We start from the raw sequence: 18,630 nt of genomic DNA on the forward strand, positions 1-18,630 counted from the left end.
TTCCTCACAGCAGTTCCTCCTAACCACAAGTATTGATGGCACAACCCCTTCCAATCCGCCCTGTCTCCAAGCAGGGCGAATCGGAAGAAGAACCGTCACATGGCAAAGGCATTGAAGCCCCCATCCACCACGGCCACCGTCCCGGTAACGAAGGCCGAGGCATCGCTGATGAGATAGTGTATCGTGCCGCAAAGCTCTTCGGGACGGCCGAAACGTTTGAACGGTGTCTGGCGGATGACATCCTCGCCGCGCGGTGTCAGGCTACCGTCGGGGTTGGTAAGCAGCGCACGGTTCTGGTTCGTCAGGAAGAAGCCCGGCGCGATGGCGTTCACACGGATGCCGGAAGTGAATTTCGTGGCTACTTCATTGGCCAAGAAGGCCGTGAAGTTGGAAATGCCCGCTTTGGCTGCCGCATAACCGCACACGCGGGTCATGGGACGGAAAGCCGCCATGGAACTGAAATTGACAATCGCGCCCTTTCCTGCCTCCACCATCGGGCGGAGGAATATCTGCGTGGGGATGACCGTTCCCGTAAGGTTTACATTCAACACCCGTTCGAACTCTTCCACCTTGAGGTCGAAGAATGTCCCGGTCGGCGCAATGGTGGCACCCGGCATGTTGCCGCCCGCCGCATTGAGCAAGGCATCCACCTTGCCGTAGGCCGACAACACGTCTTGCAGGTTCTGCTCCACTACGACCGGATTCATCACATCCGTTTTCAGAAACATCACCTCGCCGCCTTTTCCGCAAATATCATCCGCTATCTGTTTGCCGGTCTCTTCATTACGCCCCATCAGTACCACCTTGGCACCTTGCAGGGCAAGGTACTCCCCGATTTCCCGGCCTAGCACACCCGTACCGCCGGTAACGACCACCACTTGTCCTTGAATATCAAATAAATTCTTCATGTCCGTTTATTTTTAACCTTTATCCATTTTCAAATTTTTCCTTCCGCTATCTCACGGTTCACTACTGCCATAACCCCTTCCATCTGCCCAAGGGCCAACATGCGCCCGTGGAAAGAGTAACCGGCATTGTACCCCATCTTCTCGTCGCCCAACATCAGAGGAGCATGGTCTACCCTCATCGGCAAGGAAGGATTCTCCTTTTGGAACGTGCGTACCAAATCAATGATGCCCGCACGTCCGGCCAGATGGGAAGCTTCCTTGAAATTGCCGCCGGGCAGCACGTCCGTGCTGCGCAGATGCACGAATTTCGTGCGAGAAGCATACTTGCGTGCCAGTTCCGGCACATTATTGTGCGCTCCGGCACTCAACGAACCGGCACAGAACGTCAACCCGTTGTGCGGGTTGTCCACAGCGTTCAGGAACCAAGTGATGTCCTCGTCGCACGTCACGATGCGTGGCAACCCCAGTATCTGCAAGGGAGGATCGTCGGGATGCACGCACATGTCCACCCCGTATTGCTCGCATACCGGCATGACAGCGGAGAGGAAATAACGCATGTTCTCGCGCAAGGCATCACGGTCTATACCTTTATACAGGCCGAGCAGCTCGCGGAAGATTTCCACCGGCTTCTCATCGTCTTCCTTGATATTGCCGTTCACGAACCCCTGCGTCTTGATGATGATGTTTTCCACCAGTTTATGGTCATCCTCCGGTGTCATCACAGCTTTCTTCCGTTCCACCTGTTCCATGATGTCTGCCCCGTAATCGGTTTCCGCCCCTTCTCGCTTCAGGATGCAACAATCGAAATAGGCGAAATCCGCACGGTCGAAATAAAGCGACGACGTGCCGTCCGCATTCGGATGTTCCAAGTCGGTACGCGCCCAGTCGAGCACGGGCATGAAGTTGTAGCACACCGTCTTGATACCGGCCTTGCCCAGATTGGCCAAGCTCACGATATAGTTCTCTATCAGGCGGTCACGGTCAAGACCGCCATACTTAATGCTTTCACTCACCGGAAGGCTTTCCACCACCGACCAACGCAGACCGGCCGCTACGACATAGTCCCGCATTTCCGCCACTGCCTCGTAAGGCCAGATTTCCCCGTTCGGGATGTCATGCAAAGCCGTCACGATGCCTTCCACGCCAATCTGGCGCAACATGGACAACGTGATTTTGTCTTTCTTCCCGAACCATCTCCAAGTTTTTTCCATATCTTCTTTTCTTTAGAACCTAAAATAGTTTTTGGCATTGTAATAGCAGATGTCTTCCACCATCTGCCGGATGCGCGGCATTTCGCCTACGGGCATCTCGCCCTTCTCCACGTCACGCCCCAAAAGGTTACAGAGCGTACGGCGGAAGTATTCATGGCGCGGGTAGGAAAGGAACGACCGCGAGTCGGTCAGCATCCCTACAAAACGGCTCAACAGGCCGAGCACGGAAAGGGCGTTCATCTGCCGCTCCATCCCGTCCTTCTGGTCGTTGAACCACCATCCCGAACCGAACTGTATCTTGCCCGGCACGCTCCCGTCCTGGAAATTACCAATCATCGTGGCCACCATCTCGTTGGCCGCCGGGTTCAGGTTGTAGAGGATGGTTTGGGGGAGGATGCCACGGCTGTCCAAGCGGTCAAGGAACCGTGCCATGGAGAGGGCGGTGTTGAACTCGCCGATGGAATCGAAACCCGTATCCGGCCCCACGAGACGCATCATCCGACTGTTGGCATTGCGTATCGTCCCGTAATGGAATTGTTGTGTCCATCCCTTTTCGGCATCCATCCGGGCAAACTCCACCAACATGGCCGACTTGAAACGGGCACATTCCGCACCGTCCAAAGGCGTACCGCCATATACCTTGTCAAACAACCGCTTAATGTCGTTTTCCACATAATCTTCTGCATAGAATTCCGACAGCCCGTGGTCTGAAAGACGGCAGCCTTGTGCGGCAAAGAAGTCATGACGTGCTTCCAATGCTCCGACAAAATCGGCATAACAGGAAATGGACTGCCCGGAAACTTGCTCCAACCGCCCCACATAGTCGCGGAATGACGAGGGACTCTCCACGGCCATCGCTTTGTCCGGTCGCCACGTCGGGAGCATCCGGATCTCAAAACCGCTCGCTTTCGCGGCGATATGGTATTCCAAACTGTCCACCGGGTCATCGGTGGTGCATACTGTTTCCACATGGTAATGCCGCATCAGCCCACGTGCGGAAAACCCAGGTTGTGCCAGTTTCTCGTTGCATTCTTCGTAAATCTCGCGAGCCGTTGAGGGGTTCAACAATTTGTCGATGCCGAAAGCCGTGCGCAGTTCCAGATGCGTCCAGTGGTACAACGGGTTGCGCAAGGTATAGGGTACTGTCTCCGCCCATTTTTCAAACTTTTCCCAATCGGAAGCATCGCCCGTAATGTAACGTTCGTCCACCCCGTTAGTGCGCATGGCACGCCACTTGTAATGGTCGCCCCCCAACCACAATTCCGTAATGGAACGGAAGCGGTAGTCCTCCGCCACCATCCGTGGGTCGAGATGGCAATGGTAATCAATGACAGGCAAGCGTTCGGCATGCCCGTGATAAAGCTCCCGCGCGGTATCCGTCCCGAGCAGGAAATCCTTGTCCATAAATGGTTTCATGTTTCTTGTCTCCTATTCTTTAATCAACTGGTAGCGCGGCACCAAGAGTTTGATGATGACCCAACTCAACAGATACCCTAACGACGCCACCATAAATACTATCATATAACCGGCTTCGATACCCCGGAAGCCTAAAAACTCCATCTGCGTTTCCTTGGAATAGGTAAACAACATACCGGAACACATGTTGAACAGCAAACAACCGATACCGCCCGACATACCACCAATACCCGTCACTGTGGCCACGGCGGATTTGGGAAACATGTCGCCCACCACGGAATAGACATTCGCGCTCCAACTCTGATGCGCCGCCCCGATGATGCCGATTATCACGATGGGAAACCAATACGACCAACTCCCCAAAGGCTGGGCCACCAAGCCGATAAGGGGAAAGAAGGCATAAATAAGCATGGCGCGCATGCGTCCGGCATAAGGGTTCATACCCTTGTGCCCCACGAACCATGTGGGCAAATAGCCCCCCACGATGGAAAGCATCGAAATCAGATAGAGGGTGAAAATGAGTAACATGCCCGTCGTGGAGTCCGAACTGTATCCGTAGACATCATGCACGTAAGCCGGTGCCCAAAAGAGGAAGAACCACCACACGCCATCGGGCAGGAAACGTCCGGCCACGACAGCCCATGTCTGGCGATAAGTCAGGCACTTCCAAATGCTGATACCCCTCGTCGGACGAGCCTCATCCGTACCTTCGGCTAAAGAAGCATCGGCGACGGAATCCTGCTCAATGTAGGCCAGTTCCGCAGCATTGACACGCTTGCTTTTCTGCGGCGCATCATACACATACACCCAAACGCCCATCCAGACGAAGCCCACAGCACCCACCAAGAGGAAGGACATCTCCCAACCCCAACAACGAGCCAGCAAAGGTATGACGAAAGGAGCAAGCAAGGCCCCTATCTGTGCCCCGCTGTTGAACACACTGGTAGCGAACCCACGGTCCTTTTTCGGAAAATATTCTGCCGTAATCTTGATGGCTGCCGGAAAATTTCCGGATTCGCCAATGGCCAACACGCAGCGGGCTGCCAAAAAAAGCCAGACGCTGACAGTGGCCACGGTCCACACACCGTCCCCCACCGTCTGCAACGTAGCCAGGTTCTGCCGCGCCCCCGCGAAATCCGTCAGCCACTCGCCACCCAACAGCCCGTTAGTGGCAATCCCGCAAAAGGCATGGAGGCACGCCCCGGCCGACCACAGCCCTATGGCCCACAAATAACCGCGCCGCGCACCTACCTTGTCGATAAACTTGCCGACGACCAACATGGCTATGGCGTACACAATGGAGAAACACCCCGTGATAAGCCCATAGTCCGTGTCGTTCCACCCGAATTCAGGCGCAATAAAATCCTTCCACGTCAGCGATAAAACCTGACGGTCCATGTAGTTGATGGCCGTAGCCAGAAACAACATGGAACACACGACCCAACGATAACGGGTCATTCCTGCAAATGTTTGATTTGATTCATTCATGTTTTTCCGGTTTTCCTTAAAGTTTATATTCCGTAAACGTTGCAAATATATAGTTTTCACCCACAAACGAGCCTAAAAAACAACTCGAATTACATGCGATGTAACATATTCAAAAAAATTTGCTACACCACAAAAAGCCCAAGCCATGCCACTCGTTAAAATCCGGAAGGCTCCCACTACTTACAAAGATAAGCCATACCACTCCTGCCCGAAAACGTATTCATGAAATTGAACGAAACGGCACCCCATTTTGAACGAAAAGCCACATAAAAACAAAATGTCAAAATGCAAAAGACACACATGCGAGAATGCGCCATTTCCCTCCTAAAAGATAAACAGCTCCCCACGATGCATTCTCGCACGATGGCACCGGAACAGAAAGACACTCACTCGGGATTCATACCGACTCGGCCTCACGGCAAAGCCCAAATCCTGCGGACATTTACGGCTAAGCGGTCATCTTTTACCCACATTCACCTTACATCTTGTCATTAGTTCCTTGTACGCCCATCGTCGTGAAATAGCTCGAAAAAGAGCTTTTCCATGATGCTTCCACCACGGAATCTTCTTTGTTTCCGACCCATTTGCGGAGGTTTTTATTTTTTTCTGCGCAGAAAAAAATATCGCTTTCAGCCAAATGAAAAATCATTTGGCTGAAAGCGGCAAGCAAAAAAGCGTAAAAAAATGAAAGAAATGCGGCATAGGAACATTTCATCCGGTGTCCTATTAACATTTCGTTTCTATTTATGGCATTTAACAGCTCTATCAAAAGTGCTTTGATTGACATTTTGTCAGCACTATACCCCCAAGTGAAGCCATTCCATACAGGCAAAACTATCTTTCAGTTTTTTGGAGGGAGAGAGGAAATATGATAAATTTGCGACCGAAAACACGATTCTCATTTCAAATCCATCCGATGATGATCAAACAGAAACTTTTAACGGGATACCTCTTGCTATGCCCGTTGTGCCTGCAAGCACAGAAATGGCTTCCGGCAACGCCGGAGGAAAACCGCGAAATCCGATTATTGGGATGCCGTTACGACAAAGAACGGTTAGTTAGCCGCACGCCCATAGACGGCAGAAACCCCGAATGGGAAGTCCGCACGGAAAAACAAAAGGTACAGGACGGCGAACTGTTCACGTTCCGCTTCAAGGCTTTAAAAGACATGCCCGAATCCGGTGTGGCCGTGGCTTTCGACCGCTACCGTTGGACGAGCGACAATTACGTGATGATTCCGGCTTCCGTCTACAACGGCAACCGCCAACGCATCGTGAACCGCAATTACGCCACAGGGCTCGACCCGTCGGATTATGACCGTCCGGACCTGGCCCTGACCTCCAACCCCATCCCGCAGCTTTCGCCTGATTTTGGCAGCTCCTCCCGTTTGGAGGTGAGCGTATGCAACGCCGCCACTCCGGTCATCGCATTCCTCGACCGGCAAAAGCAAGAAGGTGTTCTCCTCCTGACCGACCAGGGAATCGAACGGGACGGACAAATCATAGACCACGCGCTGATAGTGGAAGAGGCTCCGGACCGCAGCATGGCCTCGTTCGTCATCAGTGCGCCCGGCGTGAGGGAGAAAAAGCCGGAGTTCATCGGCTTCAGCCCCAGTCCGGACCGCGGCCTCGCGATACGCAAGGGAGACGAAATCACCATCCGCGTGACCCGCCTCAGCTATCCCTGCCACGACGTGCCGCAACTGCTCGGCCACTTCATGCACGACCGCAAACGCCATATCCGATGCGCCGCTCCACGCCACCTCGTGCCGATGAGCGAAGTGTTGTCCATCATGGACCGGAACATCGACGCACGCTATTACCAAAAAGACATTGTGGAGTTCTACCGCCCCGAAACGGCCGACTGGATGTCGTACGGATGGATTGGCGGACTCATCAACACCTATCCCATGCTTGCCATCGGCGACGACGAACACCTGCGCCGCGTGGCCCGCACGTTCGACTTCGCCCTGCCCCGTGCCAAAGGGGAAAGCGGTTATTACTATGACATCCTGCAACCGGACGGCACGGTGCTCAACCGCGATGCCGCCGCCGTCGTGCCGGGCGTGGCTGTGACGCGCCGCAATGCCGACGTGCTCTATTGGATGGTGAAACAATTCGACCTGATGAAGCGGATGGGCAAAAGCGACCGTATCCGGCCCGAGTGGGAAGATGCCGTGCGCAAACTGGCCGACGCATTCGTACGCACATGGAAGGAAGAAGGTACATGGGGGAACTACCTGCACGTGGAAACAGGAAAAGTGGCCGTGTTCAACACCACGAGCGGAGCAATGGCCGCAGGGGGACTGGCGTTGGCTGCGGAATACTTCAACTGCCCGGATTATTTGGAAGTGGCCGAACAAGCTGCATCCGACTTCTACCGTCAGTTTTCCATTGTAGGCTTCACTTCGGGCGGATGTGGGGACATCCTGCAGAATTCCGATTCCGAAACCGCCGCCGCCCTGATGACCTCTTTAACGACACTATACGAAAAGACCGGAAAAGCCGATTACCTGCAACAAGCCCAAGACTTGGCTCATTTATGCGCTTCGTGGACCGTCTCGTTCGACTACCGTCTGCCCGACGACACGCCATTGGCCCAGTTGGGAGCCAACTTGACAGGTGCCGTATGGGCCAGCACACAAAACAAACATGGCGCACCGGGATTCTGCACACAGTCGGGCGACGCGCTGTTCAAACTCTACCGCGCCACGGGCGACACGTTGTATGCCGAACTCCTGCGCGACATCATCCATGCGCATGCCGAGGGCATCCAACCCAACGGCAAAATCACGGAACGCCTCACTTACTGCGACTCCGACCGGCGCGGTTCGCGGGCCGACGGATGGGAGACGGGATGGAACGAGACGAACGGGGCGTTGATGGCTTTGGAAATACCGGGCATATATGTCCGCACCGACCTCGGCCAGTTCTACGTGTTCGACTGCGTGGAAGCACAGGTGGTAAAAAACGACACCAAACGGCTTGTTCTCCGCCTCACCAACCCCACGGCATACGATGCGGAAGTCACCCTCGTGGCCGAAAACGGCGAATCAGCGAAGAAACCTTTGGGCGACAACGCTTTCCTCAAATGGAAAGACAAGGTGAAAGTAAAAGCCGGACAGTCGGTCTCCTACACGATCAAGAAATAAAACAAGACGAAAGCCATTCCTGCCCCCGGCACGGCAAGAATGGCTTTCTGTTTTCATCGGCACAGTCCTGACACGAGAGATAGGTGTCAGCGCAAATTCCAATATACCACGTAACGTTGGCGATGGACATCATACAAGGGCTTGACCTCCACGCCGTCGGGCGTGACGAACGCCAAAGCCTTTCCCTTGCGTTGCAACACGTTGCCGGGATGCTTCTCGTCCCAACGCAACGCACAGGGCAGCCCTTCGGGAATATGATAGTCGTACGAATAATAATCATTGTACTTCGCCGGATCGGAATACGGTGCAGGCGCTTGCATGCCTTCCGTCCCCAATTCACCGGCCAGTACCACCGGCCCGTAAAGCAAAGCCCCACGCTCCGTCCCGTCCGGTGTACGCTCCAGACGCAGCCCCATGGCATAATCCGCTTCTATACGGTCGCCATCCTTCCAACGGCGCGACAGGAGGATATACGAGCCGGGCTTTTGCCGCACTTTCACTTTCTTGCCGTTGACTTTCACGCTGACCTCACTGCTCCATGACGGATAGCGGAGCCTTACCGTCAGCTGCTTCGGCTCGTCCAACCCGACCGTGAACGTCACCTTGCCCTCTTCGGGGAAACGGGTATCCTGCCGCAAGACCAGTCCCTTTTCCCGCCATTTCACTTCGGAAGGGATAAACAGATTCACGAAGATGCCGTCCCGGTCATGATAATAAATGGCTTCGGCATACTTGGCGTGGTTCTCGAACCCGCTGCCCACACAGCACCAAAACGAATTCTCGGGCGTGCTGTACACCCGGTGCGTACCCGTCTGCAAAGGAAGGAAATAGGCCACCATCCCCGATGCAGGGTCCTGTTGGCCGAGGATGTGGTTGTACAAGGCACGTTCGTAATAATCGGCCACCTCGGGCGAGGCATCCCAACAGAACAAGTGGCGGCTCAGTTTCAGCATGTTGTATGTGCAACAGGTCTCGCCCGTATAACCGCTGATATGCGCGGTGAACTTGTCCGTGGGAAAATAATGTTCCTTGTCGCTGCTGCAACCCGGCGCAAACGTGTGGCGGTCAATCATCGTATGCCAGAAAAACTCGCTCAGGGCCTTGCTGTCCGCATCGCCGGTCAGTTCATAATTCCGGGCCTCGGCCAACACTTTCGGGATGAACGTGTTCGTGTGCTTCGTACCCAAATCGTCCTTTTGCGCCTTCAATGGGTCGATGACCTCGTTGTGGTAGAAGAAACCGGCCAACCATTTGTAACGTTCGTCGCCCGTCAAGGCATAAAGGTTGTAAAACGACTCGTTGACGCCTCCGAACTCGTTCCGTATCATCTTGCGGCGCGTCTCTTCCGAAAGGGGTTTGAGTTTCGCATAGGCCCAGTCGCCCATCTTTCTCACCACCTCCAAAGCCTGCGTGTTGCCGGCATAAAGATATTGGTCTATCAGCCCGGAGAATATCTTGTGCAAAGTATACCACGGTGCCCAAACACTTGTGGCACGGATATTACGGTTAATCAGTTCTTCAGGAAATGCACTTAAATAACCGTTCCCAAGGGCAACCTGCACCTCTGCCAAACCGGCCACAAGACTGTCGCCTTTCAGTTTGAACACTTCGCTTCCCGTCGCGGCATACATCAATGACAGGGCCGAAAGGAAATGCCCCGTGGTATGTCCCCGCAACTCGCAGTCTAGGGACTCCCATCCGCCCAACTTCTTCACGGTCATGTAACCGCCCTCTCGCCCCGCAAAGATACCGGCCGTGGTCCGGAAACCATGCAACAAGCGGTCCACGCCAATAGACACCATCCAAACGGAATCCCGCATCATGTTGTCGCGGAAACGCCCCGGCAACAACCTTACGTCCTGCAATTCAAAACTCTCCGCAGCAAGCGGCACTTTCACCCCTTCCTTGAATTTGTCCCCGTATATGCCGGGATAAACGGATTGGGCGCAAGCCATAGTGGCACAGGCACACAACAAACTACATAACCATTTTCTTTGTTTCATCTATCTATGTTTTTTATGATTTAACCTGTTTCTTCAATATCACATTTCCATCCTCATAGACCACCTTTTCTGCATGTCCGTTTACCCGCAAGGATGAAGGACGCGAGCCTGCATGGAAAACAGCCCGCACGTAGGGCTGTCCTTGTACGTGCACATCCAGCTCCTTGCCTTCGGCATGCTGCATCACGAACAGCTTCGACAAGGAAGAATAATAAGAAACGCCGCCCCGGCGCAGGGCACTGCCATAGCAAACGAAAATGTCCCCGGCCGTAGACGGGTCTGCCCCTTCGTCATACGTCACGGTGAACATATAGGCATCCGTGGTCCACCCGTCGGCCTCAATCCATGAATTATTGTGCATCAACCTGCCGTCGGCCTGTTGGTTGATATACATGTCGGTCACTTTACCACCGCGACGCACCCGCAGCCCTATCCAGTCCTTGCCTTCGCGTTTCTCCATATAAGGCAGGTCTTTGTCTCCGGGATGGTCTTTCAGGATGATGGCGGTCAACCCTTTGATGCGTTTATGCTCACCGGGCAAATGGAATGAATAATACTCCTCTTTGCCTTTCAAGTCTTCCGTCGGTCCGGTCTTCACTTCCCAATACAAATCTTCCGGATAGTCATGCACGAAATCGGACAAGGCCAGCAGACGGGGATAAAGCGGACGGATGATGACAGACGCACTATCCGACGTGACGGTCAAGTCCGGCCCCCGCTTCACGGCTTTTCCGCTATAATGCCACAACCATTCGAAGTGCCCGGCATGATGTGCCTTGATGTCGTCTATCACGTAAATGACCTTATCCATCCAAAGGAAATGGCGGAAATTCCGGCTGAACTTGTCCGCCATCGGCCCCGTACCGTTGGCCAACACATATTTCACCTGCCCGTTATCCATCAGATGGTGCAGGCTACCGCGCAGATAAGAGCCTTCATACTGCTGTTCCCGCGACTGCCCTTCGCCATTGAAAAGCACCACGTTGTGCGCATCGCTTTGGAAGAAATATCCCCGGTATTCCGGATTGGGATAGCTGCAATTCCCGGCATCCTTGAGGATGTCCACGCCTTTATGGAAGAGTATGAGCGAATTGGCATCGGCATGCGAGTGGTTCCAGGTATGCCCGCTCTTGACGGCCAACATCGTGGCATCCTTTTTCCATGAATCGCGCACCATGGCCCATCCGAAATCTTTCAGCAGCCATGAGGTCGGCAAATCCGGCGTTCCGGGTGCCTTCCGCGCGTCCGGCATGTACAGGAACCCCATGGGGCGGTTACGGAAATAACCGTCACGATGTTGCCCGTCCTGTACTTGGTTGAAGTACCATAACATGTCCGGACGCTGTATCCCCAAGGCATACAAGAGCATCATGCTCGACTCTGCCGTCACATTCTTATGACTGTCACCGAAATTGATGTCGTAAAGGATGCCCGTACGCGGATAACAAACTTGCAGGAAATAATCGGGCAGCTTTTCCAGTTGCGGTATGGGAGAAGCCTTCTGGCCGGGATACGCGTTCTGCCAGGCTATCCTGTACTGCAAAGCTTCCTGTATGCCGAAGTTGGCATAGTTGAGGCTTTCGTACATGCCTCCGGACTCGTCGAACGTTTTCATCTTGTTTTGCAACACGTCCCCGGCAAAACCGAACCATTCGGGCATGACCTCATTCAAGGTTGCCGCCCACTCGCGGGCCTGAGGCAGCTCGTTCTGCAACGCCAAAGCCAACATGCCCGCATTGTACACGCAAGAGGTCCACCAGTTATGTCCCATGGAATTGAGGGTATGGATACGCGTGGGTTCCAATACCCAGTCGCCCAAAGCCGGTTCCAACCCGAGACGAAGCAACTTTTCAGCCAAATCCTTCCTTTCTTGTCCGGACAAGGTCTCGTAGATGGCATCATACGCCAGGGCGGACATCAGGCATTTGTGGGACAACCCCAAATCGGACCGCCATACGGGCTTCCGCGACAGCATTTCCTCGCTTCCCCATGTCTTGGCACTCGTCAACGATTGCAAAATGGACTTCAAACGGTCGGCATAACGTTGGTCGCCTGTCATCAGGTAAGCCAAAGATAGATAGTCCGCCCTCCGGAAATTATTTCCTTTCAAAGCCCCGTCGGCCACCTTGCGGATGTCCTCCCAACAACGGGCCATGCAGGTATCCGACTCCATCCTCGACTTGGCCGCTTCCACCCTCGCCTTTGTAAACAGCAAGGCCGGATGCTTGACTTGCTGCGCATACAGCGAAAAGGAGAGGAAAAGTCCTCCCACACAAACAAAAAACTTTTTCATCTTATATCTAAATCATTAAACGCTTCTATATCCTAATACGATTGAAAACCGCAAAATACTGACTCGAAAAGAAAAAAAATCAGTTTGGCGTAAGTGAATTGCCTTTCCCAATCGTATTAGGATATGAACAAGGTTTTAAAAATCAAATTTTACCATCAATGAAAAAACAATTCATTTCTTTGTGCATGTTGTGGTTGGCCACCTCGGGATGGGCCTCGCCACACACTTACAAACTATGGTCGCCCGACCGCAATTACGAGTTCACCTTTACGCAAGAGGATTCGGACGGTGCAACCCGGCTGTCCTACACCTTATCATACAAGGGAAAAAAGATTATAGGGAAATCAGACCTGGGAGTAGACATAGAAAACAAATTATTGGAAAGTGCCCTCGACATTCCTAACGCCCCTTGCAAGCAGTGGGGCGACAACTTGGCTTTTATCGGGGTGGATTCTGCCGAACACAAAGAGACATGGAAACCTTTATATGGCGAACGGGCAGAAATCCCAGACCATTACCGCAGCCTGTGTGTCAAGTTCAGGAAAGGAGAAGCCCCTTCGGAAAAAGCACCGGACGGTTATGACCGTTCCCGTACTTATTTCATGAACGTGGAAGTGAGGGCTTACAACGAAGGTGTGGCCTTCCGCTACCACTTCCCCTCCACCACCAACGGGCTGTTCCTGCATATCACCAAGGAACTGACCGAATTTGCCATGCCCGAAGGCACCATGGCCTACTATGAACCGTGGGCACAAGCCCCCATCACATTGCTGCCGCTAAAGGGATGGGACGGAGAAAGCGAACGCCCCTTGACCATGAAGCTGCCGGACGGATTGACCGTGTCCTTGGGCGAAGCCCGCATGCGCGATTATGTGCGTACCAAATTCGGACTTTCCCCCTCCCGGCCGAACACCGTCACGGCCAACATGTATGACTGCGCGGATGTCATCTCGCCCTACGATACGCCTTGGCGCGTCATCATGGCGGCAGAACGCCCCGTAGATTTGATTGCCCACAACCATATCTACCTGAACCTGAACGATCCCTGTGCGCTGCAAGGAGACCTTTCATGGATTAAACCCGGCAAGGCATTCCGCTGTGGGTTAAAACAAAAAGACGCGTTGGCGGCTGTGGATTTCGCAGCCGAACGAGGCCTGCAATACATAGAACTGGATGCCGGATGGTATGGGCCGGAGATGTTCATGAGCAGTGACGCCACAAAAGTGGCCGAAGGTAAGGATCTGGATTTCAAAGCGCTTTGCGACTATGCGGCCACAAAAGGCATCGGCGTATGGGTTTACGTGAACCAACGCGCCCTGATTCAACAATTAGACGACATACTTCCCCTTTATAAAAAATGGGGCATCAAAGGCATCAAGTTCGGTTTCGTACAGGTGGGCAACCAGTTCTGGACCATCTGGTTGCATAACGCCGTACGCAAATGCGCGGATTATGGCATCATGGTGGACATACATGACGAGTACCGCCCCACGGGATTGAGCCGCACCCTGCCCAACCTGATGACCCAGGAAGGCATAGCCGGTAACGAAACCATGCCCGACGCACGGCACAACACCACCTTACCCTTCACGCGTTTCCTTGCCGGACCGGCAGACTACACGCCTTGTTACTTCAACAACCGGGTAAAAGCCACACACGGCCACCAATTGGCCATGCCTGTGGTGTATTACAGTCCCATCACTTTCCTCTATTGGTACGACACGCCCCAACTCTACCGAGGCGAAAAGGAACTGGACTTCTGGAAACACGTACCGACCACATGGGACGAGACCTACCCGATAGACGGGCAAATCGGTGAGTACGTAGCCATCGCACGGCGCAGCGGACAAAAATGGTTTGTGGGAGTCATGAACGGTATGGACGCACGGACACTCTCGTTACCCACGGAGTTCCTGCAACGGGGAAAGAAGTATGTGGTGACACTTTACGAGGATGACCCTGATTTGGACACACGTACCAAGGTTGCCACCAGACAAAAGACCATCAAAGGCGGCCAGTCCCTCAAACTAGAATTGCAAGCTTCCGGCGGGGCGGCCATGGAAATAGAAAAAGCCCCATAAGAAGCATCCATTTTTTGCCAATACTAAAAACCGGGGATGCCGTTCTTGGCATCCCCGGAATATTTGTACTTGTTACCCTCGTCAATGTACCACAACCTTCTTACCATTTACAATGTAAATTCCCGGACGGGTAGGATTCGAAATGGCACGCCCCGAAAGGTCATAGGTTCCTTGCATTCCTTCAACCACCGTGTCTGCCTCCACATCATTGATGCCGGTCACATCATCTTCGGTCACGTTACTTCCGTAATAGAAAAGGCTAAAATTATCGAACACAATCCAGTCGGAAGGAACCACCTTGGTGTTTTTCAAGCCCACTTTCATGTCTTCTACATCTTTCTTGATTTCTACGACAAGCGTATTGTCGTAAAGATGTTCCTCCATATAATCGACAGCTGCGGCCACATTATTAGGGATATACAAATCCTGCGTCAAGACCTGAGAAGCCGTTCCCAACTTTTTCTCTTGTCCTCCTGCCATGATATTGTTAATCAGGGAAGACTTGTTATATAAATAAACAGCTGCGGCCACGTTGTCAATGCCGGAAACATAATCCTTACCGACTTGGGAATAGGCACCCGGACGTTCAAAACCCTGTACCCCGACACGATACACCCCTTTGGGCATTTGTTTCAACGTCTGATACATGTCGAACGTCGAAGAAGTATTGCACAGCCCGTTCGTGAAAAGAAGCACGTCGGCTTGAGCGCATTCCCAACCATCGAGGCTTTCCATACCGGCATTGTCAATCAGGAAAGAGAGGTCGTAGGCCGACAGGTTGTCAAGCACCGTGTTCGCCATGAACGAAGTGATGCCCGTGTACATCTCGCGGATGGCACCATCCAGTTCTTCTACGGTTGTAAGCTTGTCCACTGCCGCTTCCATCTTTTGGGTCAAGGCCGTGAAGCTACCGGAAGCATCGTCCGTGGCATCATGATGCGGAACGTCCATCATCTCCTTGGCACCGGCCACATAACGGCGCAGCTTCTCACGGTTCAAAGCCACTTTACCTTCGTCCACCAAACGCAACTGGTCGGCCGTGAGGATGACCCAACGTTGGTTGGCTGCCGCATTACTGAAATCCTGCGAAGAAGCCGTCTTTATCTCTCCGTCTGCCTCGGCCTGCAATGCCGGAGGAGTCTCAATCCTACGCTTGCCTTCGCATATCCAATACCCCTTGGTATTAATGGAATGTTCACCCGCTCCCAAAATAACCGGAACACGGCCTCTCATCAGGTGGAAACTTTCATTCTCTCCGGGTTCGGCCACTTCGGCGGTCTTGATGGTACCGCTTTTGAAAGTAAAATACTTACCCGACTTGGCATTGCGCAACAGGTAATAGCATGTCTGGGGTTGGAATACAAGATACCAGGCGTAGGCATCGTCACCAACCAATTCGTCCGTAGAAACAGCACGATAAGCCAACGTGCCGTCCGCATTCTCTGTCAGGTAAGCCGTTCCGCGTCCGTAAGCCTCATCTTCGTTCGTGATATAGTATTTGACATCATCCTCGCTCTCGAATATATAATAAGGAGTGGGCGAACCACCGGAAGGAGGCAAGCCGTCTACCCCCAGTCCAAACGTCTGCAAGGCATTGGCGATATAAAGCAAACGCGTGCCATTGTCCGCACCGGCTCCGTTGATGCCGAAAGGCCCCATGTGCATGCCATCACCGTTACACAAATCCTGTCCGTTGGTCAAAAACTCCACAATAAGGTTGGCCAAGTCACCTTGCCACCATACACCGGACTGGATTTTAGGCATTTTGGTGGGATACAAACCCTGCCACTTGGTAGATGCCTTGAGTTCTTCATACCACCAACGTCCGTGTTGACCTACTCCCACACCATGATTGGATTCATGCATTACCGTTCCAGTGCGTTGGTATGCAGGGTTAGGTCCTACCGACATCCATCCCCCATAACTACATTCTGCCGTCGGAGTGCCGGCACCAAAAGACACTGTAATCCCATAATCCCGTATGCTCGTCCATTTGTTGTAGTAATCCATCGCCTCGCGACACGCATTACTAATCCGTTCGTTATCTGCCGGTTCCCCATTGTTGGCATAACTCCAAGTACAGTTCCCCATGGGAAGCGTTATGATTTTGCGCACTTCACCGTATCCCACAGCATTACCCTGTGTCATGGCAAAAGCACGTACATAATATACTGTGGCCGGTTCCAAAGGTTCCATGATATAAATGAGACCGGGATAGTTCAACACTTGCTCCCCTTCGGTCACATAATTGTCTGCCAAAGTCGGTTCTTTGTGGGTGGCCCAACAATAGCCCTGCAACTTGATGTCCTTCTCTTCCATGCCATTCACGGTGACACGTCCCAAAGCTCCGACGGCACCACGGGGAATGAAACTCGATGTCACCACCCCCGGCACATCACCCGAAGGATTGGCCGCATAATACAGCAATTCTGCTTGAGCCAACTCCTTGACCAACAATTCTATTTCTTCCCTTGTACTCTTGGCCGCCTTGTAAAGCCCGTCAGCCTTGTCGATGGCCGCCTTCAGCCCGTCCGCGCCGTTAGCCAATCCTTCGGCAAGCACCTTCTCCGACTTTTGGATGGCTTCCAAGAAGAAAGCATAATCCCCCACACTGGTTTGCGAGGCATTGATTGCCGCACGCAAAACGGCTGCATAACCCGCGATGTCTTCCACCTCAGTCACAGCCTTGGCTTCTTTCACGGCCTTCGTCAGCGCGGCAAGACTGTCGGCATGCTGGTAGGAAGCGAGCAACGCTTCTCCTTCCTGTATCATCTGCTTGAACTCCGCAAACTGGACATCGGCATCGAATCCCGTATAATAAATATGGAAATCATCAAAAGCCACTTTGTCTCCGGTACATCCTATTGTGTTCACTCCTATTTGAGCCTGATTGTCCACTACCACGAAATCGAGCGTGTACTGAGCTGTTCGGTTCAGTTCTTTCTTCGCATTGTTGGCATACACATAAGCACCACTCTGTACAATGGCCGGATTACTTTCCAGAATGTTTTGAGCCGACAATGTAAGCCGGTAGTTCCCGTTGGGCAATTCTACAAACTGGTAGATGTCAGCATCCGGCACTTTTGCCCCACCATTCCAAATCTCACAATAATAGGAACCGCTCTTCAGCACAAAAACGTCATTGCCTTGGGTGCCGAACCCAGTAGACACCCATCCCTTGGTATCGTCCTCAAAATCTGGATTCAACATATTGGAAGTCATTTCCAACGGTTCTTCGGGTGAAGCCAACGCAAGCCGGTAATTATAAATGGCAGCCTTCAATGCAGCATACACCTCGGTCACATCCTTAGTAGAAGTCCCGTCTACCACAGCTTTCCCGTCAGCCAAAGCGGCATCGAGCACTTTCTGTTCGGGTGTGTCAAGATGCTTGTCGATACTCTCGGCTTCTGTGATAAGTTTGCCCACCTCTTCACGAAAAACTTCATAAGTCTCTTCCGTTGGTTCTTCAAGAGTCAAGTGAAAATCATCCACACATACGTAATTCCCCGTTGCCCCTTGTACAAGGAGACCAATCTCCAATGTACCATCTACCGTCGTAGTCTTCACGTCATATTTTCCCGGCAAATTAATTTCGGTTTTGTCGTCATTGGCATACAACCACACCCCTGTCTGTTTGGCATCGGCATCATTCTGTTGGATGTTCTGCGCGACCACGCTCACCGTATAAGTACCCGCAGGCAAATCGGTTAACACCTGCTCGACACTGCCATCCGCCACCCGGCTTCCGGCTCCACTCCAGGTCTCGACATAATAATCGCCCACCTTCAAAGGGAAGTCGCTATTTCCTTGGCGTCCCATCCTACTGATTTCCCAACCGGTAGCTTCCTCCTCGAAGCCGGGATTGACAATGCGCTCCGTCATGTCCGTCTGTGCATGCAGCGACAAGGCCACGCACATGAAGAGAGATAGAAAGAATTGTTTTTTCATTGTGGTTAATTTTAAAAATTAGAAATCAAGATAATTATTGGTGCTCCTTCTCATTTTGATAAAAGAAACCGGATTACCTTGTTACAAAGGTAAGGGAAAGCCTCAACCAATACATTGAATTATATCGACAA

The 18,630-nt window shown here is 52.7% G+C and carries 10 protein-coding genes; 2 read left to right on the forward strand and 8 right to left on the reverse strand.

Features of this window, described 5'->3' with window-relative positions:
* Positions 1-95: 95 nt before the first annotated feature.
* The 5 genes from HMPREF9442_RS10890 to HMPREF9442_RS10910 all read right to left on the reverse strand — a co-directional run bounded on the left by HMPREF9442_RS10890 (position 96) and on the right by HMPREF9442_RS10910 (position 5,810).
* The gene (locus HMPREF9442_RS10890) at positions 96-908 is read right to left on the reverse strand and encodes an SDR family oxidoreductase (RefSeq protein WP_008628459.1); all 813 of its coding nucleotides are present in this window, start codon (positions 906-908) and stop codon (positions 96-98) included.
* Between the two features lie 29 nt (positions 909-937).
* On the reverse strand, positions 938-2,119 hold the full coding sequence (gene uxuA, locus HMPREF9442_RS10895; protein WP_008628461.1) for a mannonate dehydratase: 1,182 nt from the start codon (positions 2,117-2,119) through the stop codon (positions 938-940).
* Between the two features lie 12 nt (positions 2,120-2,131).
* Positions 2,132-3,535, reverse strand: coding sequence for a glucuronate isomerase (gene uxaC / locus HMPREF9442_RS10900; protein WP_008628463.1), 1,404 nt, complete (start codon positions 3,533-3,535; stop codon positions 2,132-2,134).
* Positions 3,536-3,547: 12 nt separating this feature from the next.
* Positions 3,548-5,023 (reverse strand): MFS transporter, encoded by a 1,476-nt coding sequence (locus HMPREF9442_RS10905; RefSeq protein WP_253271103.1) that lies wholly within the window; start codon positions 5,021-5,023, stop codon positions 3,548-3,550.
* Between the two features lie 478 nt (positions 5,024-5,501).
* Complete coding sequence (locus HMPREF9442_RS10910; protein ID WP_008628470.1) at positions 5,502-5,810, reverse strand: hypothetical protein; 309 nt, start codon at positions 5,808-5,810, stop codon at positions 5,502-5,504.
* 129 nt (positions 5,811-5,939) lie between these two features.
* Here HMPREF9442_RS10910 and HMPREF9442_RS10915 point away from each other — a divergent pair, with 129 nt between their 5' ends.
* A complete protein-coding gene (locus tag HMPREF9442_RS10915; RefSeq protein ID WP_008628471.1) occupies positions 5,940-8,174 on the forward strand; it encodes a glycoside hydrolase family protein in 2,235 nt (744 codons plus the stop codon).
* Positions 8,175-8,260: 86 nt separating this feature from the next.
* Here HMPREF9442_RS10915 and HMPREF9442_RS10920 read toward each other — a convergent pair whose 3' ends face one another.
* The gene (locus tag HMPREF9442_RS10920) at positions 8,261-10,177 is read right to left on the reverse strand and encodes a glycoside hydrolase family 127 protein (protein ID WP_040602994.1); all 1,917 of its coding nucleotides are present in this window, start codon (positions 10,175-10,177) and stop codon (positions 8,261-8,263) included.
* Between the two features lie 13 nt (positions 10,178-10,190).
* Entirely contained in the window at positions 10,191-12,470 is a 2,280-nt protein-coding gene (locus tag HMPREF9442_RS10925) for a heparinase II/III domain-containing protein (RefSeq protein ID WP_008628475.1), read from the reverse strand.
* Between the two features lie 158 nt (positions 12,471-12,628).
* Between HMPREF9442_RS10925 and HMPREF9442_RS10930 the strand changes: the two genes are divergently transcribed.
* On the forward strand, positions 12,629-14,551 hold the full coding sequence (locus HMPREF9442_RS10930) for a glycoside hydrolase family 97 protein (protein WP_008628479.1): 1,923 nt from the start codon (positions 12,629-12,631) through the stop codon (positions 14,549-14,551).
* An 81-nt stretch (positions 14,552-14,632) separates the two neighbouring features.
* Here the strand turns inward: HMPREF9442_RS10930 and HMPREF9442_RS10935 are convergent, their stop codons facing one another.
* On the reverse strand, positions 14,633-18,499 hold the full coding sequence (locus tag HMPREF9442_RS10935) for a hypothetical protein (RefSeq protein WP_008628480.1): 3,867 nt from the start codon (positions 18,497-18,499) through the stop codon (positions 14,633-14,635).
* Positions 18,500-18,630 lie beyond the last annotated feature (131 nt).

This window comes from Paraprevotella xylaniphila YIT 11841, from assembly GCF_000205165.1.
GTDB lineage: Bacteria > Bacteroidota > Bacteroidia > Bacteroidales > Bacteroidaceae > Paraprevotella > Paraprevotella xylaniphila.